Origin of the sequence: Bacillus atrophaeus, from assembly GCF_001584335.1 — a bacterium.
Classification (GTDB): Bacteria; Bacillota; Bacilli; order Bacillales; family Bacillaceae; genus Bacillus; species Bacillus atrophaeus.
This window is the reverse complement of the sequence record NZ_LSBB01000001.1, coordinates 955,825-979,131: the sequence shown is the minus strand read 5'-3', so window position 1 is coordinate 979,131 and position 23,307 is coordinate 955,825. Positions and strand designations below refer to the sequence as shown.

The following is a 23,307-nucleotide window of genomic DNA, read 5'->3' as shown; positions in this document are numbered from 1 at the left end:
CTGATAATAAAAGTGTTATTTGACTTGAACATTCCCATTTTGAGAAATTGACTTGCCCGCTGCCTCCGAAGATTTCTGTCCCGAATGCTCACCGCGCCGAAAACAGCCGCATTGCGTAATATGCGACTGTTTTTACCTTAAAAATCTGTTTTTTTAATTTCTACAAACCGGATGTGATGATCTTCAGCATCGAGAACTTTAAATTCGCACCCTTCCGTATAAAAGACATCGCCGTTTTTCAGTTCCATTTTTTGTGTCAGAAGCCAGCCCGCAATTGTGTCAATCTCCTCATTTTCAATGGCGATATCAAGCAGCTCATTTACTTCGTCTATTAAAGCCTTGCCATCCATAATATAATGGTGCTCGCCTTTTTTCACGATGTGCGGCATTTCATCCTGATCATATTCATCCCGAATCTCTCCGACGATTTCTTCTAAGATATCCTCGACGGTGACAAGCCCTGCGGTTCCTCCGTATTCATCGACGAGAATCGCCATATGAATCCGTTCTTTCTGCATACGGATCAGCAGCTCTTGAACAGGAATGCTTTCAATGACTCTGATAACAGGCCGCGTTAATTGGCTCAGTTTAATCGACTGTCCGAGAAAAAACGCTTTAAACGTGTCTTTACTGTTTATAATGCCGATAATATGGTCTTTATCTTCTTTTATCACGGGGTAACGCGTATATCGTTCGTTTATGATTGAATGAATCGCTTCGTCAATGGTTTGATCAATTGAAATCGTTGCCATTTCCGTTCTCGGTATCATAATTTCCCTGGCCACGCGATTATCAAATTCAAATATTTTATTGACGTACCGGAATTCAGATTGGTTGATTTCTCCCTTTTTATAGCTTTCTGAAAGGATCAGCCTCAATTCTTCCTCACTGATCGCCACCTCATGCTCCTTCACCGAATGGAAGCCGAACAGCTTGACTAAAAAACGCGCGGACCCGTTTAAAGCTTTAATAAACGGATACATCACTTTGTAAAACACAATGAGCGGTTTGGCTGTCCACAGGCTGACAGCCTCCGCTTTTTGAATGGAGATGGTCTTTGGAGCCAGCTCGCCAATCACGACGTGCAAAAATGTAATGACGATAAATGACGCAATAAATGTCACGATATGAGTGATAGATCCAGGCATCCCGATAAGCGCAAACACAGGGTGAAGGATCCGTTCGACAGTCGGTTCTCCGAGCCACCCAAGGCCGAGAGCCGTTATCGTAATGCCGAGCTGGCAGGCGGATAAATATTCGTCAAGATTCGAAATGACTTTATGCGCCGCAATCGCCCGGCTGTCGCCGCTTTCTACAAGCTGGCTGATTTTCGATCCGCGTATTTTCACAATCGCAAATTCAGCAGCGACGAAAATAGCGGTTAAGCCGATTAATAAAATAATCAGAGCGATATTTAATATAAGCAAAAAAAGCCCTTACCACAAATGGTAAGGGGCCACCTCCTTAACGTTAGTTCTCATTACGACCGTTTAAGAAGATCATCACAAATCGGAGCAGCTCAAACAATGACACAAGCGCGGCTGCCACATAGGTCAAAGCGGCGGCATTCAGCACTTTATTCACGCCATGTTCTTCGCTGTTTCGAATGATTCCTTCTGACACGATAATCTGTTTCGCGCGTGAGCTTGCATTAAATTCGACCGGCAGAGTAATAAGCTGAAAAAAGACGGCGGCGGAAAAAAGAATAATTCCAAGGCCGATTAAATTCAAGCTGCCTAGAAGCATGCCGCCTAGGAATAGCAAAGGGGCCACACCGGAAGCAAAATTCACGACGGGAAAGATTTTGTGTCTCAGCACAAGCGCACCATACGATTCCTGATGCTGCAAGGCATGTCCGACTTCATGGGAAGCAACGGAAATGGCGGAAATCGAGCGGCCGTAATAGACCGGCTCGGATAAACGCACCACCCGTTTCGTCGGGTCGTAATGGTCTGTCAAAGCGCCTCTTACCGGTTCTACCGGCACATCATAAAGACCGTTCAAATCAAGAATCCGTCTTGCCGTTTCTGCCCCTGTACGCTGACTGGAGGCTTCGACTTTTGAATATTTTTCAAAGTTGCTCTTCACTTTAAATTGTGCCCAAAACGACAATCCCAATGCGGCAATTGTTAAAAATATAAACAGCATATTATCATCTTCCTTTTTATATTGATCGACATTTCTTTTTAGATTATTTTAATGAGTTTTCTTTGCCATGTACAGAAATGCGCTTCCTTTTTCTCGCAGGGAAGCAAAAACCGAGAAGCAAACAGAACAGGCCGCCCATCAGCAAAAAAAAGGGGATCGTTCCGTTCAGTTCCTTGATATAACGAATCCAGGAAAAATCTCCGAGAAAATGGTCATACGCATTCAGATCAAAAATAATTAAAATGACTGCGAAAGCAATCAGCTGCGCACCGATCAATATCGTGATGGTTCTTTGTATGATCGTCATCTTTCCCATCCTCTGCGTCTAGTTTGTTTTAGTGTATGGAGAAAAAGGGTTTAATATGTTTTCGCTATTTCTTGAAACACATCGCAAGAACTGGGACATACTGAATAAAAAAGACACACGGGTGTGATGATCATGAAAATGACAAGTGACGAGAAAGAACAGCTAAGCGCTGCAATTGACCGGATGAATGAAGGGCTGGATGTATTTATTCAGTTTTATAACGAATCGGAAAAAGATGAACCGCTGATTCAGCTTGAGGACGATACAGCCAAATTAATGAAAGAAGCCCGTGAATTATACGGACAGGATAAGCTGAACGAAACACTAAATGCCATCATTAAACAAATTTTATCTATTTCTCTATCAGAAGAGGGGAAGAAAAAATGAAGTCAAACCGGATTTTTATTTCCTGGCTGAGATGGCCGCTATATATCAGAATCGGCTTAATTATCCTTGTCCTTATCCTATTATTCGGGCAGACCATTTATTTGCTGGAGCCTAAGCAGTTCACGTCGGTATTTGAAGGCATTTGGTGGGCAGTGATTACAGTCTCTACAGTCGGCTACGGAGACTATGTTCCGCAAACCCCGTTAGGCCAGATCGTCGGAATGCTGCTCGTCTTAAGCGGCGCAAGCTTTGTCACCGCCTATTTTGCAACGCTTGCCTCCGCAGCTTTCAGCAAACAGCACCGCTATGTTGAAGGAAAGGTGAAATTCAAAGGGCGGGACCATGTCATCATTATCGGCTGGAATGAAAAATCAAACCATTTGCTGAGGGAGCTTCAGCTTGCCGCTCCTTCCAAAACCGTGGTACTGATTGATGATTCGTTAAAAGAAGGGCCGCTGATTGAAAATGTACATTTTATCCGCGGGCATGCTGCTGATGACGATACGCTGAAAAAAGCGAATATCGCCTCTGCTGACACCGTCATGGTCACTGCTGATCAGCATAAAAACGAAGCGGAAGCCGATATGCTTTCAGTGCTGACGCTTCTTTCCGTCAAAGGGCTGAACCCTTCAGTCTACTGTATCGTTGAAATCTTGACTGACCGCTATGTGACAAATGCTGAACGGGCCGGAGCAAATAAAATTCTCGGAACATCACAGCTGCTGAGCCGGGTGATGCTTGAGCATTATCGGGTGAAACGGCAGCTTGCCGAACCGCGAACCCTTACAGAGCTGACACTGGAAAAGATGGTGTATATGATTCCTGTGCCCGCGGAATTAGCGGGAGCCTCTTACCGTTCCTGCGTACTACACTATCTTGATCATAAAGTAACGATTATCGGCATTCAAAAAGAGGAAGGGCCAATGCTCACCCCTCCTCTTACTTATAAAGTGCTTCAAACCGACCAGTTTCTCGCTCTTTAATGCAAAAGTACATCTTCTAATTCTTTTACGAGAGAAATACCGATATCCATGTATGCCTGGTCAATGTCTGCGTCCCGCCTTTCCGGCTCAGAAAATTGATTAAACATAGATTGAAATTGTCCGCTGCCGGCATGATCGTCAAGTTCAGCCTGATACACATGGCGCAGCAAAAAAGGCATTCCCATGCGGACGGCGGCTCCACGTTCATCAAGCTGCCCTTGTTTGGCTTCTGCAGGGACTCTCAAAAACAAATAGCCGTCTTTGTCATCAATTTTATAATCAAAAAAGCAATGATCGTACTCCCAGCCGCCGCTTATTACATAACCGAGCGGTTTCATTATTTGTTCAAGATCATGCAGAGAAAAGGATTCTCCCTCAATCGCAGAAGGTATTGTAATCATCGAATGGCTCCTTTTTTCATTATCCTCCCCTCTCCGGTCATCTTCATTCGGGACGGAATAACTTTACAAAAAGAGCCGATTACATAGAGAATGTATTTTCTTTCGTTCGGGACACAGAAAAGAAAGCGCATTCAATTAAGAAGTAAATCAGAAGCCCTGCCGCAAATCCGGCGGCTGATTCCCAGGAAATAAAGACAATTGCAAGATAAAGACCTAATTTGGTCAGAAGCGTATGCGGCCGTTTGAGCTGTAAAAGCCTCTGTACAGCATCTGTAAAAAGCCCAAGCGGAAGGCCGATAAGAAGAAATGAATGAATGAAATAGTGTGGGAACGTGCTGCCGATACTTGAAGAAAACTCAGGCTGAACGACTTCGATATACATCAGCAAAAATAAAACAGCCGAAGATAGGCCGGCAATGATGAGATGTTTCATAACAGCTTGTTTCATAAACACATCAGCATCCTTTATGTTTTTTTAAAAAAAGCTGACCGGGTTTGCAAGCCAGTCAGCCTTTGATATCTATTCTTCGAGACGTTTTTCAAGTTCTGCTTTTTTCTCTTCAAAGCCGGGTTTGCCAAGAAGCGCAAACATGTTGACTTTATAAGCTTCAACTCCCGGCTGGTCAAACGGATTGACACCGAGGAGATAACCGCTCATGGCGCAGGCTTTTTCAAAGAAATACACAAGATATCCAAAAGTATATGCGTTCAGCTCCGGAATGTTGACAATTAAGTTCGGGACTTTCCCGTCCGTATGAGCAAGCATTGTGCCTTGGAACGCTTTTTTGTTGACGAAATCAACCGTTTTTCCGGCCAAATAGTTTAAGCCGTCAAGATCGTTCTCAGCTTCTTCAATGGTCAGCTCATGTTTTGGCGTCTCTACATTCAGTACAGTTTCAAACAGATCTCTTCGGCCTTCCTGCACATATTGGCCAAGTGAGTGAAGATCAGTTGAGAAATTAGCGGAAGACGGATAAATGCCTTTTTCGTCTTTCCCTTCACTTTCTCCGAAAAGCTGCTTCCACCATTCAGCAAAATATTGAAGAGCCGGTTCATAGTTAATCAGCATTTCAATGGTTTTGCCTTTATTGTAAAGAACGTTGCGAACGACAGCGTACTGGTATGCAGGATTTTCCTCTAATTCTGAAGCTGCGAAATCTTTGCTCGCATCAAGTGCACCCTTCATCATGTCGTCAATGTTTACACCGCTGACTGCAATCGGCAAAAGACCTACAGCCGTCAATACAGAAAAACGGCCGCCGACATCATCAGGAATGACAAACGATTCAAAGCCCTCTTCGTTAGAAAGCGTTTTTAACGCGCCGCGTTCTTTATCAGTCGTCGCATAAATGCGGGCTTTCGCTTCTTCTTTGCCGTATTTCTCTTCAAGAAGCTTGCGGAAAATACGGAAAGCGATTGCAGGCTCAGTTGTCGTGCCTGATTTAGAAATCACGTTAATGGAGAAGTCAGCATCTTCAAGAAGATCCATCACATCTCGCATATAGGATGAACTGATGTTGTTTCCGATAAAGATGACTTGCGGATTGCCCCGTTTGGCTTTTGGCAATGTATTATAAAAAGCATGGTTAAGCGCTTCAATCGCAGCGCGGGCGCCCAAATATGAACCGCCGATTCCCACGACCAGCAATACGTCTGAATCAGATTTAATTTTTTCAGCGCTTTTTTTAATACGCGCGAATTCTTCTTTATCATAATGTTCAGGGAGGTCCACCCATCCTAAATAGTCGCTTCCCGCGCCTGTTTTTTCATGGATATTATGGTGTGCTGTTTTTACAAAATCACGTAGGTATGTAAGTTCATGTTCGTTGAAAAAAGTCAACGCTTTTGAGTAGTCAAAGCGTACATGCGTCATTGCTTGTCCCTCCATAACGATATAATGTTTTCCCTTTCACTTTATATGAACTACACGGTTAAATCAAGTCAGGAAAAAGGACGGAATACCTTGATTCCGTCCTTTGATATTATAGTGACGCCCGAAGAATGGCAAGTATGTCATCTTTGTTCAGTTTTTGGAAGTTTCCGAAACCGCCGTACTCCATTTCTTTAGCAGCGATATCGGCAATCAGATCAAGCTTTTCTTCTCCAATTTCATAGTCTGCAAGGCGGGAAGGCGCTCCGAGGCTTGTCCAAAATGCGGAAAGCTTGTCGATCCCTTCAAGGACGATTTCTTTATCAGATTTGCCCTCTGTGTCGATGTCAAACATATTAAGCATAAGCGCTTTGAATCGCTCCACATTTGTATCTACCGTATATCTCATCCAGTTCGGGAAGAGAATCGCGAGTCCGCCTGCATGCGGAATATCATACACAGCTGAAACGGCATGCTCCATAGTATGAGACGCCCAATCGCCGAAGTAGCCCATTTGAAGCGTGCCATTTAACGCAATTGTACCAGCGTATAAAATGGTTTCGCGATGCTTGTAGTTTTGCAAATCCTCTAAGAGCTTCGGCGCTGTTTCGATAACCGTCTGAAGTACGGCGAAACACATTCTGTCCTGAAGCGGTGTATTTTCGACATTGTGAAAATATTGTTCAAATACATGGCTCATCATATCAACCATGCCGTAAACGGTTTGATTTTCAGGAAGACTGAATGTATTTTCAGGGTCCAAAATAGAGAAGCGCGGATGAGTCACATCACTGCCCCATACGTATTTTTCATTTGTTTCCCAGTTCGTAATGACAGAGTCCGGGTTCATTTCAGAGCCCGTCGCGGCAATCGTCAAAATGGTTCCAAACGGCAAAGCGTCCTTCGCTGTCACCTTTTTGCTGAAGATGTCCCATGCGTCTCCATCATATTTCGCGCCGGCTGCGATTGCTTTTGTACAGTCGATGACGCTTCCGCCTCCTACAGCGAGAAGGAAATCAATCTGCTTTTGTTCACACATTTCAATTCCTTTTTTCACAGTGGCGAGGCGTGGATTTGGTTCTACTCCTGCAAGCTCAGTCACAACCGCGCCTTCCTCTTGTAAAATGGCAGTCACTTGATCGTACAGGCCGTTTCGTTTAATGCTTCCGCCCCCGTACACAAGCAGCACGTTTTTTCCATATTGCGCAAGCTCTTTTTTTAATTGTTCGATTTGGCCTTTGCCAAAAATCAGTTTTGTCGGATTGTAGTAAGTAAAATTCTCCATATATATACCTCCATAATAGTCGCTGGGTAATAAAAAGCGGATTTTCCAATATACCATAAAATTAAAAAAAGAAAAAGAGGCAGGCGCTAAGTGCGCCGCTTTCCCCCTTTTTCTCCGTTTTTATAAAGATGCTTTTAAGATAGCGAGAACATCTTCTTTATTTAATGATTTAAACTGTCCGAAGGCGCCATTGGCCATTGCTTTGTCTGCGATCGTATCCAATTTTTCATCAGTGATCTCATAATCAGCAAGTTTGTTCGGAGCGCCGAGGCTTGTCCAAAATGCAGACAGCTTATCAATGCCTTCAAGAGCAATTTCCTCGTCTGATTTACCAGCTTCGTCAATATCAAAGACACGGACCGCAAGCTGTTTGAAACGGGCAGGATTTTCTGCAAGCACATGTCTCATCCAATTCGGGAAGAGAATCGCGAGTCCTCCCGCATGCGGAATATCGTATACCGCTGATACAGCGTGCTCGATGTTATGAGTGGCCCAGTCCCCTCTGGCTCCCATTGAAAGCATGCCGTTTAACGCGATTGTGCCGGTATACAAAATCGTTTCCCGCAGTTCATAATTCTCAAGATCATTGATCAGCTTAGGAGCTGTTTCAATTACCGTACGTAATAATGATTCACACATCCGGTCTTGATACGGCGTGTTTGATGTGTGATGGAAATATTGTTCAAATACATGGCTCATCATATCGACCATGCCGTAAATCGTGTGGTCTTTCGGCACGGTAAATGTATTCACCGGGTCAAGAATAGAGAATTTCGGATAAACAAGCGGACTGCCCCATCCGTATTTTTCTTGCGTTTCCCAGTTCGTGATTACAGAACCTGCATTCATTTCAGAACCTGTGGCTGCCAAGGTTAATACTGTGCCGAACGGCAAAGCTTCTTTCGGCTGATGCTTTTTGGTCACAATATCCCAAGCATCTCCATCATACTTCGCACCCGCGGCAATCGCTTTTGTACAGTCGATGACGCTCCCGCCTCCGACAGCCAGAAGGAAGTCGATATGATGTTCCTTACAGATCGCTGCGCCTTTATTGACAGTGGCAACACGCGGATTCGGTTCAACGCCTCCCAGTTCGTGCACTGTGACGCCTGCTTTATTCAGTAAGTCTGTCACTTGTCCGTATAAGCCGCTTCGCTTCACGCTGCCGCCTCCGTATACGAGCAATACGTTTTTTCCATACGGCTTGATCTCTTCCGGCAGCTTTTCAACTTCTCCGCGCCCGAAAATTAATTTTGTCGGGTTCCAATATGTAAAGTTTTGCATGACATCTCCTCCTTAGGTTTTCATTATGCAGAATTTCTCTTTCCGATGTAAAGCAATCAGCTTTTGACATGTATAGTTTCCCCAAACTGTCACAATCTATAAATGTGTCACTTAATTTATGAAGGAGGTTGTACAATGAGCACGATTCAACGAATTGCCCTTGTTTTAACAATTATTGGCGCTATTAACTGGGGACTGATTGGCTTTTTTCAATTTGATTTAGTCGCGGCGATCTTCGGAGGCCAAAGTTCAGCTCTTTCCCGTATCATATACGGTCTAGTCGGAATTGCCGGCCTGATCAATCTTGGTCTGCTGTTTAAGCCAAGTGAAGAAGCTTCACGTGAGGAAGCAGCTAAACCTGAAATGAGATAAGCCAGACAAAATAGCACCGAGGTGTACATATCCGGTGCACCCCTAAGCTATTTGCTGCCCAGCATTCTTTGTATGGAGTGCAGAGGCGGCATAAAAAAAAGCACCGAACTTTTATCCGGTGCTTTTTTCATGCTTATTTTTTGATAAGATCTTTGCGGTTTGATTGCTCAATCCACTCTTCAAGCTTATCTTTTAATGTGTTGAAGCCTTGAGGCGCAGATGTTTCTTCTTTTGCTTGCGCAGCTTTAGGTTTTCTTGGCTTGCTTTCTTTTTTCTCCGGCGCAGCTTGAGTCGCGCGGATTGAAAGGCTGATTTTACCTTTTTCTTCATCAACTGAAAGTACTTTTACTTGTACTTCGTCACCGATTGAAAGATGCTCGTTAATATCTTTTACGAAACCGTGAGTCACCTCAGAAATATGCACAAGTCCTTGAGTTTCTTCATCTAATGCAACAAACGCACCATACGCTTGTAACCCTGTTACTTTACCAGTGTAAACACTGCCCACTTCAAATTTTGCTGCCATTCATAACAACTCCTAAGTTAAATTAAATATCTGTTTATACGCAATTTAAAATTATATCATACAAGTCCTTTTTTAGCAAAAAAACTTTTTTTGCGTATTTTGGTTTATCAATATGAAGAAGGGGGTATACTGCAAATACCAAAGGCTTTCTAGTATTCCCCCCTTTATTGGATGCGAACTGACAGTTCGTATCTTTTTTTATGTGGTTTGGTTCAGAAAACGTTTCATTCTGGTCAAGGCTTCCTGCAGCTGTTCGATCGAAGTTGCGTACGAACAGCGGATATAGCCTTCACCGCTCGGGCCAAACACATTTCCCGGAACAACGGCCACTTTTTCCTGAACAAGAAGCTCCTCGGCAAATTGCTCAGAGCTCATCCCCGTGCTTTTAATAGACGGAAATGCGTAAAAAGCGCCTCCCGGGTGATGGCATTCCAGGCCGATCTCATTGAGTGTATCTACGAATAAGTTACGTCTTCTGCGGTAACTTTTCTTCATTTTCTCTACATCTTCCATGCCGTTTTTAAGCCCTTCCAACGCCGCATATTGCGCCATTGACGGAGCACACATCATGGAGTACTGATGAATTTTCAGCATAGCGTCTCGGATCTCGGCAGGCGCAGCTGCAAAGCCTAATCTCCAGCCCGTCATGGCAAAAGCTTTCGAAAAACCGGATATGACAATCGTCCGTTCCTTCATATCTGTTAACTCGGCCAAGCTTGTAAATTCTTGATCATACGTAAGTTCCGCGTAGATCTCATCGGCCAAGACAATAATATCGTGTTTTTTTGCAAATTCGGCAATATCATTCAGCTCTTCCTTCGAATAAACAGAACCTGTCGGGTTGGAAGGCGAGCAAATGAGGATGGCTTTTGTTTTTTCAGTCACAAGTGCTTCAAAGTCTGCCGCTGTTGCTTTGAATCCGCTGGCGGCTGTGGTATGAAGGTGAACCGGACGTCCGCCTGTCAGTGAAACAAGCGATTCATACGCGACAAAACAAGGCTCAGGGATAATCACTTCTTCCCCTGGATTCAGAATGGCCCGGATTGCGAGATCCAAGGCCTGGCTTGCTCCCACCGTGACAATCAGCTCATGATCGGGTGAATAGTGAAGATCAAACCGGCTGCTCAAGTATCGGCTGATTTCCTCTCTTAACGAGTAAAGCCCGGCATTGGCGGTGTATGATGTGTAACCTTGTTCCAGGGAAAGAATGCTTGCTTCCCTGACATTCCACGCCGTTACAAAATCAGGTTCACCCACCCCCAGTGAAATCACACCCTCCATTGTCGCAGCTAAATCAAAGAACCTGCGGATGCCGGACGGTTTAATCTGCTGTACATATTCGGATAAATAGGACGTGCTCATTTACGGAGACACCACGATTCTTTTGTCGTCGTCTCCTGATTCAAACACCTTGCCGTCATGCTTGTATTTTTTCAAGATGAAATGGGTTGTCGTTGATACGACCGAATCAAGCGTAGACAGCTTATCAGAAACAAAACGGGCAATATCAGACATCGAGCTCCCCCGGATCACGACAGACAAGTCATATACGCCTGACATGAGATAAACGGATTCAACCTCTTGGAATCTGTAGATTCTTTCCGCCACTTCGTCGAAGCCGACGCCGCGTTTTGGCGTTACCTTTACATCTATCATGGCAGTTACGCCTTCATGACCGTCAACTTTGCGCCAGTCAATCATGGCAGAATAGTCAATGATAACCTTTTCTTTTTCCAGTTTATCAATGATGTCTTTTACTTCACTTGCCGGGATGTTCGCCATCTTTGCGATCATATCCACATCAGCACGGCTGTTTTCGTCTAAAATTTCTAATATTTCTGTTTCTTTCTCTGTCAATTTCATTCATTTCACACCTTTGCAATGTCAAGAAATCTTCACGACATTATATCACGTTTCTTGGCGAATGCTAAGAAAAAAAGCCGAGAAACTTCCGCTAGAAATGACAAATTCAGGGCAGAATAAAAGCAGACCGCAAATGGAGTGAGGACAACATGACTGCCGTTACACCGGTAAACCGACTCATCGTACAAGGAATCGATTTATATTATGAGCATTATCGAAATCCCGGCAAGCAGACGCTTGTCTGTATACATGGTTTTTTATCATCAGCCTTCAGCTTCAGGAAATTGATTCCTCTTCTTCGGGATCATTATGAGATCATTGCCGTTGATCTTCCTCCCTTTGGCCAATCGGAAAAGTCACAGACGTTTTTATATACGTACAGTAATTTGGCGCGGCTTATTATCGGCCTTCTTGAACAATTGCAAATTAAAGAAGCCGCGCTTGTCGGCCATTCCATGGGAGGCCAGATTTCTCTGTCGGCCGCGCTGCAAAAGCCGGAGTTATTCACAAAGGTGGTGCTTCTTTGCAGCTCAGGCTATTTGCAGCGCTCGCACCCAACGATTACTTTCGGGACCCATCTTCCATATTTTCATCTGTATGTTAAACGCTGGCTTTCAAAAAGCGGAGTGCTGAAAAATTTGCATAATGTGGTGTACGACAAATCTCTGATTGATGATGAAATGATAGACGGATATGGAAAGCCTTTTACGGACGGCCAGATTTTCAAGGCGATGACAAGGCTGATCCGGCACAGAGAAGGAGATTTGCCGTCTGAGGCATTAAAAAAAATGGAAAAGCCCGCTTTGTTAATATGGGGAAATGAAGATCGGGTGGTGCCTGTAGAAATCGGGAAGCGCCTGCATCAGGACCTGCCCAATTCCGTGCTGCATTCCCTCGAAAAAACGGGGCATTTGGTACCTGAGGAACGGCCCGAATTCGTATCAGAACAAATTCTTGAGTTTGTCAGATGAAAAAAACCGGTATGTCTGCCGGTTTTTAAGGTGTGCAGGAGCTGCTGTCTTTGATGATCAATAGCTGCTCCGCCACTTTCATGCAATTGTCGAGAGGAAGAATCTGTTCAAATGAAGCTTCAAAAATATCCTGAATGGATTCGGCAAGCGCCTGCGGGTTCTCTTTCGCATATACAGCCTGCACGATATCCACAGCCTCAGTTTCATAAAACTCTTCTCCATATTTAAACGGGTCCCACTTTGAAATGATTTTCATCATTTCTCTGACCGCTTGGCTTTCTTCCATATTCATCACCGCTTATAATAAAGTTTGCAAATCTATTTTATCATAGTTATGCAAATAAAAATAAATGAACTCCTGAGGTGACAACAATGAATTTCGATCATAAAGAAAACAGAATTGGCACGCAATCAGTTAAGTGGGATAAGGCCGAGGCTTTATTTGGCACGTCAGACGCACTGCCGATGTGGGTCGCGGATATGGATTTCCGCGCGCCGGAAGCCGTCATAGAAGCGTTAAAAGAGCGCTTAGACCACGGCATCTTTGGGTATACATCGACAGACGCCAAGACGAAAGAAGCCGTCTGCACTTGGCAGAGCAAACGGCATAACTGGCAGGTCGATCCCGCAAGCATCACGTTCAGTCCCGGAATTGTCACAGCACTCAGCATGGCGGTCCAAGCCTTTACTGAGCCGAATGACCAAGTGGTTGTCCAGTCACCCGTCTACACGCCGTTTTTTCATATGGTGGAGAAAAATGAGCGCCGCATTTTACACAATCTTTTAGATGAGGAAAACGGAAGGTATTATATCAATTTTGAAGATCTCGAGGCAAAGCTCAGCGAATCAAGTGTGAAGATGTTTATTTTATGCAACCCACATAATCCTTCAGGCAGGGCATGGAGCCGCGACGATTTGATGAAAATCGGAGAAATGTGCCTCCGGAATGATGTCATTGTCGTTTCCGATGAAATTCATTCTGATCTCATGCTGTATGGGAATAATCATACGCCGTTCGCTTCTCTTTCTGAGGAGCTTGCCCGAATTTCCCTGACTTGCACGGCACCTAGCAAAACATTTAATATCGCCGGCCTGCAAGCTTCCGCTGTCATCATTCCGGACAGTTATAAACGCGCGCGGTTCACAGCGACGCTGCAGCGCCAAGGCATATCTAATCTGAATGCTTTTGCGGTGACTGCTATCGAGGCCGCTTACTTAAAAGGCGGACCGTGGCTTGATGAACTGATTCCTTATCTCGAAAAAAATATAGATGCGGTTCAATCCTTTTTGCAGGATGAACTGCCGGCGGTCAAAATGATGAAACCTGATGCTTCTTATTTGATATGGCTGGACTTCCGCGCTTGCGGTTTGTCAGATGCAGAATTAAACCAAAGAATGCTGAAGCAGGGCAAAATTATTTTGGAACCTGGAACGAAATACGGAGCCGGCGGAGAAGGGTTTATGAGAATCAACGTTGGGTGTTCTTTGGCCGACGTCAAGGAAGGCCTTCGCAGAATCAAAAACGCATTGCAATAACATTCAAAAAAGAACGCCATTAGCTGACAAAAAAAGGCGTTCTTTTTAAAGAAAATTTGTTCTGTTGCTTTTATATTTTTCTTTTAATAAGTGTTATAATATAAATATATTTCACATGAAAGGATTTTACACAAATGGAAATTCTAAAAGATTATCTGCTTCACATCTCTTTTATTTTATTTCCTATCTTTCTTTACCAAGCCATCTGGCTGAACAAACCGATCATAACCGCGCCAAAAGCGAACAGCAAACTGGTGACTGCGCTCGCGGCCGTTTCCTCGTGCTTATGCATTATATATCCCATTCAGGAAATGGAGCACCATGTCCATTTTGGACTTCAGACGATTCCTATCATCATCTGCTTTATTTACATAAGCATTGTTTCCGGTCTTATTGTCGCCGCTTCGGCTTTTTGTTTTCAGCTGATGTTCTTTGATTCTTCCGCCTTTGCCTTTTTACTCGCACTTCCTTTTATTATTATTCTTCCTATTTTATTGCAAAAGAAATGGCCGTTTATGTCCAAAACAAAGAAACTGCTGTTTGGCTTTTTCATCGGATGCTGGGAAATCATCTTATTATTCATCTCAATCTTTACTTTTTCCGTACAAAATATTTCCAATTTTCAAAATTTTGGAACATTTGTTTTAGATGGCGCTGTCGCGGGACTCTTTAGCATCTGTGTACTGATGATAAGCATATATACAATTGAAAGCATTGCTGAAACTGTCATCTTGCGCTCACAGCTTATCCAATCAGAAAAAATGACCATTGTCAGTGAGCTGGCCGCCAGTGTGGCTCACGAAGTGCGTAATCCGCTTACAGTTGTCAGAGGGTTCGTACAGCTGCTTTTTAACGATGAATCTCTTCAAAACAAATCGAGTGCAGATTATAAAAAGCTGGTGCTGTCAGAGCTTGACCGCGCTCAAGACATTATCACAAACTACCTTGACATGGCAAAGCCGCAATACTATGAAAAGGAAGTATTCGATTTATCCGCGCTTCTTAAAGAGACAGGCTCGCTTATGGTGTCATACGCCAACTTTAAGTCTGTCGCGATACAGGTTGAAACAGAACCGGGTCTGTCTGTATACGGTGATGTGACGAAACTGAAACAGGCGATGATCAATTTGATCAAAAACAGCATTGAAGCTGTAACGCCCGGAAACGGCTTAATCCGGGTAAGCGCCAAAAGGCACAATCATATGATCCACATTTACATTACAGATAACGGAATCGGCATGACCGATCATCAAATGAAAAAACTGGGCGAACCGTATTACACATTAAAAACCAATGGAACAGGGCTCGGGCTGACCGTCACCTTTTCCATTATCAAGCATCACCAAGGCACAATATCATTTAATAGCAGCTTTCATTCAGGCACCACGGCTGTCATTAAGCTTCCTGCGGATCTCCCCTACTAGAAAATCGGACCCATCTTCTATAGAATAAAAGAGAGGTGAATCGAATGAGTTCTTTTGAGATCGGGTCTTTAGTAAAAGGATTTTATAAAACAGGTGTATACATAGGAGAAATCACCGATTGCAGGCCGCAGCATTACTTAGTCAAAATAAAAGCGGTGCTGACTCATCCGACGCAAGGTGACCTGCACCACCCGAAGCAGGCGGATGTGCCCTTTTTCCATGAAAGAAGAGCGCTTGCCTTCGGCGAACAGACCAATATTACGCATCAGATGGTAAAGCCTTATGAAGGCGAGGTGCCGGATTACAAGGAATCCTTGGAGCAGGCAGTCAGCCGGATGAAAGAACGGCTGAATGAAGATGGATCGGAGTGGGCAAAGCGCTCGCTTCAGAATATGAATGTGTTGGAGAAAGAATACTTCAACAGGAAATAACCCAGTCTGACAACAGATTGGGTTATTTATGTGGCGCGCCGCAGTACCTCTGACAGATCGATCCGTTCGCCAATCGTCGGCGGCTTTGGTTTTTCGAGATACTGTTTATCCTGTTCGACACGTTTGAACAGCTTATGAGTCGTCAGCGCGTCGTCCAGTGCTTTATGATGGGTTCCCGTCCCTTCATCCCCATACTCTTCGGCAGCCTTCCATAACCCCGTCAGCGTCCGGTCTCCGAAAAAGTTTTTATATTCTAGCGACAAATCTCGCATTTCTCCTTTAAACGGGAAAGGTATATGGTTGAACATGCAGTTTTGCTTCAGCACCTTCATGTCCATATTTCCCCACGTAACAATCGTACAATCCTTCTGCGGGTCCAGCTCGTTCAGTTTCCGGATAAATTCTTCGAATTTCATCCCCTCGTCTACATCCTTTTGGGTAATCTTCAAAAATGATTTACACCGTTTGGTCAGCTTCGGAAACTTCTTTGGCTTAATATAGCTTGAAAACGTCTCAACCACTGCATCATCAACCGATTTTACAATCCCGGCTTCAATAATCTCCGGGAAAAAATTTTGCGGGCTGTATTTTCCTTCGGGCATTGTAAACTCAAAATCAATAATGAGTAAGTTGTTCTGGTCCACTTTTTACACCTGCCTTTCCTCCGATCGGGAAAATGCTATTCTTTATAGTATATCATTTCCCCTTCTCTTACTTTCCTCATTTTCTGAAAATAATGAATTTTCCCATCCACACTCTTTCTTTTAAATCAATCACCGTTTCTTTATAATTATTAAGGTACCCGAAATAATAAGAAGGTGATGGTATCTCTGTCCGCAAGAAAAATTTCTTGATCATTTGGCTGGCGAATTTTTTCGTGTCAGCCAGCACAACGATGATTGTTCCTTTCCTCTCTTTGTATATTGAAACGCTCAGCACCCATTCGAACGGCTATGTTCAAAGGTGGAGCGGTTACGTGTTCGGCATTACTTTTTTAATGGCTTTTCTGGTGTCTCCGTTATGGGGCCGGTTCGGAGACAAACGCGGTTACAAGAAAATCCTTTTACTGACCGGGTCCGGAATCGCAGTCAGCATTCTATTAATGGGCTTTGTCACATCCGTCCATCAATTATTTTTTCTCCGGATGGCGATGGGTCTTGTAACCGGATTCATTCCGACATCGCTTGCCATGATTTCCGCTCAGACACCTAAAAACACAGCGGGAAAAACGCTTGGAACCCTGCAGATGGGACAAGTATCGGGAAGTCTGTTCGGTCCCTTATTGGGCGGACTGCTTGCCGACAATTTCGGATTTACGTATACCTTTTTTATTACATCCTTTGTCATTTTTTCAGCCGTGATCCTCGTATTGGCGGGAGTGAGAGAGCAGCCGCTTCACGAACGCGGAAGCAAGCGGGCTTCTTATTCCAGAAAAGAAGTGCTTTCTTATATCTTTCACCAGCCTGCGCTTCTTGTGATGATGCTGCTGACTATGCTGATTCAGATAGGAAATTTCAGTATCCAGCCGCTGCTCGCTTTATATGTAAATGAGCTGCACGGACCTGTAAATTTAGCCTTTTTCTCCGGTTTGGCATTCTCAGCCACCGGACTTGGGAGTTTGCTGCTGGCAAGAAAGTGGGGAGATTTTGGAGACCGCTACGGCCACCATCGGATCTTAATGATTCTTTTGACTGCGGCAGCGGTGTTCTTTATCCCTCAAGCGCTCGCTTCCTCTCTCAGCATGCTGCTCGTTTTCAGGTTTTTATTCGGTATGGCGATGGGCGGGCTGCTGCCTTGTATAACGGCTGCTATCCGCCTTAAGGCTCCCGGCAGCATTCAAGGGGAAGTGCTCGGCTACAATGTCAGCTTTCGATTTTTAGGAAATGTTCTCGGTCCTCTTTTAGGCGGCGTCATATCCAGCCACTTTACGATTTCGGCTGCTTTTTACGTGACAAGCTTTCTCTTTTTCGCCGGAGCCTGCCTGCTTTGGATCACACAGCGGCTGCAAAAGGAGTCGCCTGCCAATGCACGCTGATTTCTCTTAAAAATTCATGATTCTTCTAAATTTAACCTTCTCGTAATCTCAAAAGAGTGGTACGATATGGCTAGAATTTAGGAGAAAAGAGAGTGGCCATGTTACGTTCAATTATCGGATGGATTTTGCTCCTTTGCATAATCCCGTTGTTCGCATTTACATTAATCGCTTCCGGAAAAGAAGTAAAAGAGATGAAATCTCTGGATCAGGTGCTTGATAAAAATATCAATCTCAAAAAAGTCAGCCTTGTGCAAAACAGCTACATGTATGACAGAGACGGCGCCCTCGTATCTGAAATCGTCAGCGATGATGAAAACCGGGTGCTGGTGCCTTATAAGAAGATACCAGAAGAAGTCAAACAGCTGTTTCTGACTTCCGAGGACCGGCATTTCTACGAACATAAAGGCTTTGACTTTATGGGAATGGTCAGAGCCGCTGCGTCCAATGTCAAAGACCAGAAAATCGACCAAGGCGCGAGCACCATTACCCAGCAGTTGTCGAGGAATCTGTATTTAAGTCATGAACGTACCTTCAACCGAAAGCTGATTGAGCTCATGTATTCCTATCAGCTTGAAAAAAAGCTTACGAAGGACGAAATTCTGGAAAGCTACTTAAATACGATTTATTTTAATAACGGCGTTTACGGCGTCGGATCTGCGGCTCAGTTTTATTTCAATAAGCCGCTGAAATCTCTCACTCTGGGAGAAATGGCTTTTATTTGCGCTATACCTAATAACCCTACATTATATGATCCTTTAAAGCATTTTGACTACACGAAAAGCCGTCAAGAACGATTGCTTAACGGCTTGAAAAAAGCAGGAGTCATCACAAACAAACAGTTGAAAAAAGCGCTCAAAGAGGACATTAAGCTTGACGTCGTCCAAAAGAAGAACAAATATCCAGACTATGTTACCTATGTGAATGAGGAATTCACACAATTGGTATCTTCTTCTGAAGGATTCGATAAACGTCTAGCAAAAGCCAATGACAAAGAAAAAGCAAAAATAGAGAAAGAGCTGTCAAAAAAAGTAAGCACCCTATTAAAAGACGGGGTGAAAATCTACACAGCGCTTGATCCGTATATGCAAAATCAAGTCGTCGCCCAGGTCAATCAGAACCTTCCTTATGAAGGTGTGCAGGGCGGTGCCGCGGTCGTTAACCATCAAACGCATCAAATCGTCGCCTTATCGGGCGGGAAAAATTATGCGAAATATGATTTTAACCGCGCATACCAGGCTTACAGGCAGCCCGGTTCATCAATTAAACCGCTGCTGGATTACGGCCCTTATATTGAAAAAACGGGTGCCACGGCATCCAGCTCAATTGATGCCAGCAAGTTTTGCAGCAAGGAATATTGTCCGCAAAACTACAATAATCGCACATATGGCACTGTGACGCTGGATACAGCGTTTAAAAACTCGTATAACACACCTGCCATCAGAATGCTGGACCATGTCGGCGTAAATACTGGATTCAGTTATTTAAAACCGTTTCACTTTGCTGAACTGAAAGATACAGATTATGTTCTGCCGGCGGCGCTTGGCGGTTTTACAGACGGCATGTCACCGCTTGAAATGACAAACGCGTTTACGACATTCGGAAACAGCGGAAGTTATACGCCGAGCCGTGCGATTACGAAAGTCACTGATTTAAACGGAAAAACCATATTGAAATGGAAAGATAAACCCGTCCAAGTATACAGCATCCGCACCAACAATGTATTAAGGCAGCTAATGGCCTCTGTTGTCAAAAGCGGAACAGGGAAAAAAGCAAATTTTAAAGCTCCTTATGTAGGCGGGAAAACTGGAACCTCGAATAATTATAAAGACATGTGGTTTGTCGGCTTAACAGATACGTACACAATGGGTGTATGGGTCGGAAAAGATAATCCGGGAAGCGTCGAGTATCTTCACAATGCGGGGCCGCAGCTTTCCATTTGGAGAAACACGCTGCAAGCGGCTTATTAAAAGATCGGAGGGGACCTGACATGAAGCATGGTAACATTCCAAATCGCGTGCTGCTGTTTGACGGCGTGTGCAACTTATGCAACGGCGCCGTTCAATTCATCATTAAGCGAGATCCAGACGGTTTGATTTCCTTTTCATCCCTGCAATCAGAAACGGGACAGCGGCTGCTGAAGCTGAACGGGCTGCCGACGGAACACTTTGACAGCTTTGTTTTTATTGAAGACGGCAAAGTCTACACAAAATCTACGGCCGCCATAAAAGTCTTCCGCCATTTACGCGGGGCGTGGCGGTTCTCCGTTGTCCTGTTAGCCGTGCCAAGACCTGTCAGAAACATGGTTTATTCTTTGATTGCCAAAAACCGCTACAAATGGTTCGGCAAGAAAAATGAATGCATGCTCCCCTCCCCTGCAATTAAAAAAAGATTTTTACCGTAATACAAAAATGGCTAGCTTACACAGGTAAGCTAGCCATTATGCTATTATAAAGCTTGATAAATATGAACAAAATGCCAATAATAAACGTAAACCAAAACAGCAGTTCCAGCAGAATGAAGCCGATTAGTGAAACCATAGACAGCGTCGGATGGATTTTGTACACAATAAAGATAAAATAAGCAAGTGTGACAACGGCAAAGAGAGCCGCAATCCAAAACACATTTTGGACAAGCGCAAAGGATAAAATGCCTCCGCCTAAATAAATGGCAGCGCCCAGCCTGATTTTCTTCAGGTTGTTTCCCTCAGGGTCTTGTGCAAAAAAGAGAAGCGAAAGCTCCGTCACAGTATTCGCAATTAATTTCAGAGCGGATAAAACCATAAAATATAAAAGAGCAAATGCTGCGAATAACGCGAGTCTGATTCCTTTCTCCGAGAAATACTCCAGCATTCCATCATAAATTCCCAATGAAGACAGAAGCTTCATCGCATAGAGAGCAGTTGAAATGGATAAAGACGAACTAAAGAGCAGGATAGCAATAAGCGGAAAATATCCTGTCAAATATGTATTTTTCATAGTAAAGTCCCTTTCTGTAATCTACCTCATTTATTATGGAGGACTTAAAACGCATTGACAAGATAAATTATTCCATTTTTTCTCCTTTTTACGAAATAAAGCCCCAAATCTTCACAAACCGGCATTTTGGGAGTAAAGTAGTACGCAGGAATTAAAAACGTGAGGAATGCTTCTATGAAAAAAACGCTGAAACTGCAAACCAGATTAACGATTTTTGTCTGTATTGTCGTCTTAATCGCACTGTTTATCACCTTTTTTACGATCGGCGCCCAAACGTCGCGAAGTATCAGAGAGCAGGAAAAATCCACTGCCCTGCAAACCGCTGAAATGGTTGCGGATGCCCCGATTGTTCCCGATTCATTGGAGAATGGCAAAGATCAAGAGCTGCGCGAATATACATCCCAAGTCCAAAAAATCACAAGCACTGAATTTGTCGTGGTGATGGACATGAACGGAATCCGAAAAACACATCCGAATCCGGACAAAATCGGAAAACGGTTTACCGGCGGAGATGAAACACAAGCGCTAAAAGGGCATGTTCATATCAGCACTGCCTCAGGTACGCTGGGAAAGTCAATGAGAGCGTTTGTTCCTGTCTATAACAAGGACGGGAAACAGGTCGGAGCGGTAGCGGTCGGCATAACGATCAATGAAATAGATGAGATTATCAGCCACAGCTTACGTCCTCTGTACTTTATTATTTGCGTCAGCATCTTCGTAGGTGTCATCGGAGCCGTCATCGTCGCCCGTACCGTCAAAAACATTATGTATGGCCTCGAGCCGTATGAAATAGCGACACTTCTTCAAGAACGGAGCGCTATGCTTGAATCAACGAAAGAAGGCATACTTGCCGTCGATGAATCAGGGAAAATCAAGCTTGCCAACGCGGAAGCAAAGCGCCTGTTTATTAAAATGGGCATCCTGGTCAATCCGATCGACCAGGATGTCAATGCTGTTTTGCCAAAGAGCCGGCTGAAACAAGTGATCGAAACGAAAAAGCCTCTTCAAGACAGAGATATCCGAATTAACGGATTAGAGCTCGTATTTAACGAAGTTCCAATCCAGCTGAAAGGACAAACTGTCGGCGCAATCGCGACATTTCGGGATAAAACGGAGGTTAAACATTTAGCCGAACAGCTTTCAGGTGTTAAAATGTACGCAAACGCGTTAAGAGCGCAATCTCATGAATTCATGAATAAACTTCATGTCATATTAGGCCTTGTACAGCTGAAAGAGTATGATGATCTAGGAGATTATATTAAAGACATTGCCATTCAGCAAAAATCAGAAACAAGTGAAATTATAAATGATGTGAAAAGCTCGGTCCTTGCGGGTTTCCTGTTAGGAAAGCAGAGCTATATAAGAGAGCAAGGCGCAGATTTGGACATACAATGCGACAATGTCATCCCGAACGCGGCTGATCCGTCTGTGGTCCATGAGCTGATTACGATTATCGGCAATCTCTTAAACAACGCCCTCGACGCGGTGTCAAACAGGCCGAAAAAGCAAATATCCATGTCCATGCGCTATCACGAAAAACAGCTGCACATTGAAATTTCAGATACCGGGTCAGGCCTGTCGGCAGAAGACCAAACAAAAATATTCGAACAAGGCTACTCAACAAAAGGAAAAAATCGCGGATTCGGCCTCTATTTTACCCAGCAAAGCATGGAGAACCTGAAAGGCCAGATGATTATAACCAGTGAAAAGAACGAAGGAACGACCTTCAGTCTTCGCATACCGTACGAATCGAAGGAGGAACAGCATGATTAATGTATTAATAGTTGAGGATGACCCCATGGTGGGTGAATTAAATAAACGCTATTTAAGCCAAATTGAAGGCTTTCAGTTGAAAGGAATCGCCTCTTCCTTTCAAAGCGCGCTGCACGTTTTAGGCGAGCATCATATCGACTTGATTCTGCTCGATATTTATATGCCGGGGAAAAACGGCTTGGAGCTTTTGACTGAAATCAGAAGCCAGAATGAATCGGTCGATGTCATTGTCATCTCAGCAGCGAGTGAGCTTGATGTCATCAAAAAAACACTCCGCTACGGAGCCGTCGATTATTTAATCAAGCCCTTTGAATTTGATCGCTTCCAAACCGCTCTTTCTGACTATCGCCGTAAACAAAAAGTATACTCGACCCACAGAAGCATGAGCCAAAAGGAACTTGATGCGGAGCTTTTTCAGAAAAAAGAAGCATCTGAAAAAGTGCATCTGCCAAAAGGCCTGACAAAAAGCACGCTGAAACTCATTTGGTCCAGCATTCAGTCGTTTGAAGGCGCCTCCTTCACGACGGAAGACCTAGCGAATCATACAGAGATTTCTCAAGTATCCATTCGAAAATATTTAAAATTTTTAGAAGACATTCAAGTGCTGAATGTCGAAATGGCATATGGAACGATCGGCAGACCCGTATTCCAGTACAACGTTAACACGGGAAATGCCAGCGGAATTAAACAATATCTATAAAAAAAGCGCACTGTTCTGCCCGGGACAGTGCGCTTT

Annotated in this window: 26 protein-coding genes; 12 read left to right on the top strand and 14 right to left on the bottom strand. The window is 44.0% G+C overall.

Annotated features, from left to right (window positions below; all coding sequences use genetic code 11):
* Positions 1 to 137: 137 nt before the first annotated feature.
* From AXI57_RS04820 to AXI57_RS04810, 3 genes are read right to left on the bottom strand one after another with little or no spacing between them, the layout of a single operon-like run.
* Positions 138 to 1,427 carry a hemolysin family protein gene (locus AXI57_RS04820; RefSeq protein ID WP_003327200.1) on the bottom strand — a complete coding sequence of 430 codons (1,290 nt, stop codon included), beginning with the start codon at positions 1,425 to 1,427 and terminating at the stop codon, positions 138 to 140.
* Positions 1,428 to 1,470: 43 nt separating this feature from the next.
* A complete protein-coding gene (locus tag AXI57_RS04815; protein WP_003327199.1) occupies positions 1,471 to 2,148 on the bottom strand; it encodes a zinc metallopeptidase in 678 nt (225 codons plus the stop codon).
* A 43-nt stretch (positions 2,149 to 2,191) separates the two neighbouring features.
* Positions 2,192 to 2,455 carry a YuzI family membrane protein gene (locus AXI57_RS04810; RefSeq protein WP_061669382.1) on the bottom strand — a complete coding sequence of 88 codons (264 nt, stop codon included), beginning with the start codon at positions 2,453 to 2,455 and terminating at the stop codon, positions 2,192 to 2,194.
* Between the two features lie 132 nt (positions 2,456 to 2,587).
* Between AXI57_RS04810 and AXI57_RS04805 the strand changes: the two genes are divergently transcribed.
* Positions 2,588 to 2,842, top strand: a complete 255-nt coding sequence (locus tag AXI57_RS04805) for a protein mistic (RefSeq protein WP_061669381.1) — start codon at positions 2,588 to 2,590, stop codon at positions 2,840 to 2,842.
* Positions 2,839 to 3,825 carry a potassium channel family protein gene (locus tag AXI57_RS04800; protein ID WP_061669380.1) on the top strand — a complete coding sequence of 329 codons (987 nt, stop codon included), beginning with the start codon at positions 2,839 to 2,841 and terminating at the stop codon, positions 3,823 to 3,825. The genes AXI57_RS04805 and AXI57_RS04800 overlap by 4 nt, the downstream gene beginning before the upstream one ends.
* Here AXI57_RS04800 and AXI57_RS04795 read toward each other — a convergent pair.
* The 5 genes from AXI57_RS04795 to AXI57_RS04775 form a co-directional block, all read right to left on the bottom strand.
* Entirely contained in the window at positions 3,822 to 4,226 is a 405-nt protein-coding gene (locus AXI57_RS04795) for a YugN-like family protein (protein WP_061669379.1), read from the bottom strand. The two genes, AXI57_RS04800 and AXI57_RS04795, sit on opposite strands and share 4 nt — an antisense overlap.
* Positions 4,227 to 4,305: 79 nt before the next feature.
* Positions 4,306 to 4,674 carry a hypothetical protein gene (locus AXI57_RS04790; protein WP_061669378.1) on the bottom strand — a complete coding sequence of 123 codons (369 nt, stop codon included), beginning with the start codon at positions 4,672 to 4,674 and terminating at the stop codon, positions 4,306 to 4,308.
* 72 nt (positions 4,675 to 4,746) lie between these two features.
* Positions 4,747 to 6,099, bottom strand: a complete 1,353-nt coding sequence (locus tag AXI57_RS04785; RefSeq protein ID WP_003327190.1) for a glucose-6-phosphate isomerase — start codon at positions 6,097 to 6,099, stop codon at positions 4,747 to 4,749.
* A 109-nt stretch (positions 6,100 to 6,208) separates the two neighbouring features.
* Entirely contained in the window at positions 6,209 to 7,381 is a 1,173-nt protein-coding gene (locus tag AXI57_RS04780; RefSeq protein ID WP_061669377.1) for an iron-containing alcohol dehydrogenase, read from the bottom strand.
* A gap of 120 nt (positions 7,382 to 7,501) precedes the next feature.
* Positions 7,502 to 8,665, bottom strand: coding sequence for an iron-containing alcohol dehydrogenase (locus AXI57_RS04775; RefSeq protein WP_003327188.1), 1,164 nt, complete (start codon positions 8,663 to 8,665; stop codon positions 7,502 to 7,504).
* A gap of 135 nt (positions 8,666 to 8,800) precedes the next feature.
* Between AXI57_RS04775 and AXI57_RS04770 the strand changes: the two genes are divergently transcribed.
* On the top strand, positions 8,801 to 9,037 hold the full coding sequence (locus AXI57_RS04770) for a DUF378 domain-containing protein (RefSeq protein ID WP_003327187.1): 237 nt from the start codon (positions 8,801 to 8,803) through the stop codon (positions 9,035 to 9,037).
* A gap of 133 nt (positions 9,038 to 9,170) precedes the next feature.
* On the opposite strand, the gene yugI is transcribed toward AXI57_RS04770, so the two are convergent.
* The 3 genes from yugI to AXI57_RS04755 form a co-directional block, all read right to left on the bottom strand.
* Positions 9,171 to 9,563, bottom strand: coding sequence for a S1 domain-containing post-transcriptional regulator GSP13 (yugI, locus tag AXI57_RS04765; RefSeq protein ID WP_003327186.1), 393 nt, complete (start codon positions 9,561 to 9,563; stop codon positions 9,171 to 9,173).
* A 198-nt stretch (positions 9,564 to 9,761) separates the two neighbouring features.
* Positions 9,762 to 10,925 carry an aminotransferase gene (locus AXI57_RS04760; protein ID WP_003327185.1) on the bottom strand — a complete coding sequence of 388 codons (1,164 nt, stop codon included), beginning with the start codon at positions 10,923 to 10,925 and terminating at the stop codon, positions 9,762 to 9,764.
* Positions 10,926 to 11,426, bottom strand: coding sequence for an Lrp/AsnC family transcriptional regulator (locus AXI57_RS04755; protein WP_003327184.1), 501 nt, complete (start codon positions 11,424 to 11,426; stop codon positions 10,926 to 10,928).
* A 149-nt stretch (positions 11,427 to 11,575) separates the two neighbouring features.
* On the opposite strand from AXI57_RS04755, the gene AXI57_RS04750 reads away from it, so the two are divergent.
* Positions 11,576 to 12,397 carry an alpha/beta fold hydrolase gene (locus tag AXI57_RS04750; RefSeq protein WP_061669376.1) on the top strand — a complete coding sequence of 274 codons (822 nt, stop codon included), beginning with the start codon at positions 11,576 to 11,578 and terminating at the stop codon, positions 12,395 to 12,397.
* A gap of 25 nt (positions 12,398 to 12,422) precedes the next feature.
* Here AXI57_RS04750 and AXI57_RS04745 read toward each other — a convergent pair whose 3' ends face one another.
* Positions 12,423 to 12,683: a DUF1871 family protein gene (locus AXI57_RS04745; protein WP_061669375.1), complete on the bottom strand. Its 261-nt coding sequence runs from the start codon at positions 12,681 to 12,683 to the stop codon at positions 12,423 to 12,425.
* Between the two features lie 86 nt (positions 12,684 to 12,769).
* On the opposite strand from AXI57_RS04745, the gene AXI57_RS04740 reads away from it, so the two are divergent.
* From AXI57_RS04740 to kapB, 3 genes are all read left to right on the top strand, one after another.
* Entirely contained in the window at positions 12,770 to 13,933 is a 1,164-nt protein-coding gene (locus tag AXI57_RS04740) for a MalY/PatB family protein (protein WP_061669374.1), read from the top strand.
* Positions 13,934 to 14,067: 134 nt separating this feature from the next.
* The gene (locus tag AXI57_RS04735; protein ID WP_061669373.1) at positions 14,068 to 15,357 is read left to right on the top strand and encodes a sensor histidine kinase; all 1,290 of its coding nucleotides are present in this window, start codon (positions 14,068 to 14,070) and stop codon (positions 15,355 to 15,357) included.
* A 44-nt stretch (positions 15,358 to 15,401) separates the two neighbouring features.
* Complete coding sequence (gene kapB / locus AXI57_RS04730; RefSeq protein WP_061669372.1) at positions 15,402 to 15,788, top strand: kinase-associated lipoprotein KapB; 387 nt, start codon at positions 15,402 to 15,404, stop codon at positions 15,786 to 15,788.
* 26 nt (positions 15,789 to 15,814) lie between these two features.
* Here the strand turns inward: kapB and kapD are convergent, their stop codons facing one another.
* Entirely contained in the window at positions 15,815 to 16,432 is a 618-nt protein-coding gene (kapD, locus tag AXI57_RS04725) for a 3'-5' exonuclease KapD (RefSeq protein WP_003327178.1), read from the bottom strand.
* 182 nt (positions 16,433 to 16,614) lie between these two features.
* On the opposite strand from kapD, the gene AXI57_RS04715 reads away from it, so the two are divergent.
* From AXI57_RS04715 to AXI57_RS04705, 3 genes are all read left to right on the top strand, one after another.
* Complete coding sequence (locus tag AXI57_RS04715; protein ID WP_307190426.1) at positions 16,615 to 17,823, top strand: MFS transporter; 1,209 nt, start codon at positions 16,615 to 16,617, stop codon at positions 17,821 to 17,823.
* 92 nt (positions 17,824 to 17,915) lie between these two features.
* Positions 17,916 to 19,790: a transglycosylase domain-containing protein gene (locus tag AXI57_RS04710; protein ID WP_141292164.1), complete on the top strand. Its 1,875-nt coding sequence runs from the start codon at positions 17,916 to 17,918 to the stop codon at positions 19,788 to 19,790.
* A 20-nt stretch (positions 19,791 to 19,810) separates the two neighbouring features.
* Positions 19,811 to 20,224 (top strand): thiol-disulfide oxidoreductase DCC family protein, encoded by a 414-nt coding sequence (locus AXI57_RS04705; protein ID WP_003327173.1) that lies wholly within the window; start codon positions 19,811 to 19,813, stop codon positions 20,222 to 20,224.
* Between the two features lie 16 nt (positions 20,225 to 20,240).
* Here AXI57_RS04705 and AXI57_RS04700 read toward each other — a convergent pair whose 3' ends face one another.
* Positions 20,241 to 20,798, bottom strand: coding sequence for a YufK family protein (locus AXI57_RS04700; RefSeq protein ID WP_061669371.1), 558 nt, complete (start codon positions 20,796 to 20,798; stop codon positions 20,241 to 20,243).
* A 174-nt stretch (positions 20,799 to 20,972) separates the two neighbouring features.
* Between AXI57_RS04700 and malK the strand changes: the two genes are divergently transcribed.
* The gene (gene malK / locus AXI57_RS04695) at positions 20,973 to 22,571 is read left to right on the top strand and encodes a malate sensor histidine kinase MalK (RefSeq protein ID WP_061669370.1); all 1,599 of its coding nucleotides are present in this window, start codon (positions 20,973 to 20,975) and stop codon (positions 22,569 to 22,571) included.
* Positions 22,564 to 23,271, top strand: a complete 708-nt coding sequence (locus AXI57_RS04690) for a response regulator (protein ID WP_003327170.1) — start codon at positions 22,564 to 22,566, stop codon at positions 23,269 to 23,271. Before malK ends, AXI57_RS04690 begins: the two co-directional genes overlap by 8 nt.
* Positions 23,272 to 23,307 lie beyond the last annotated feature (36 nt).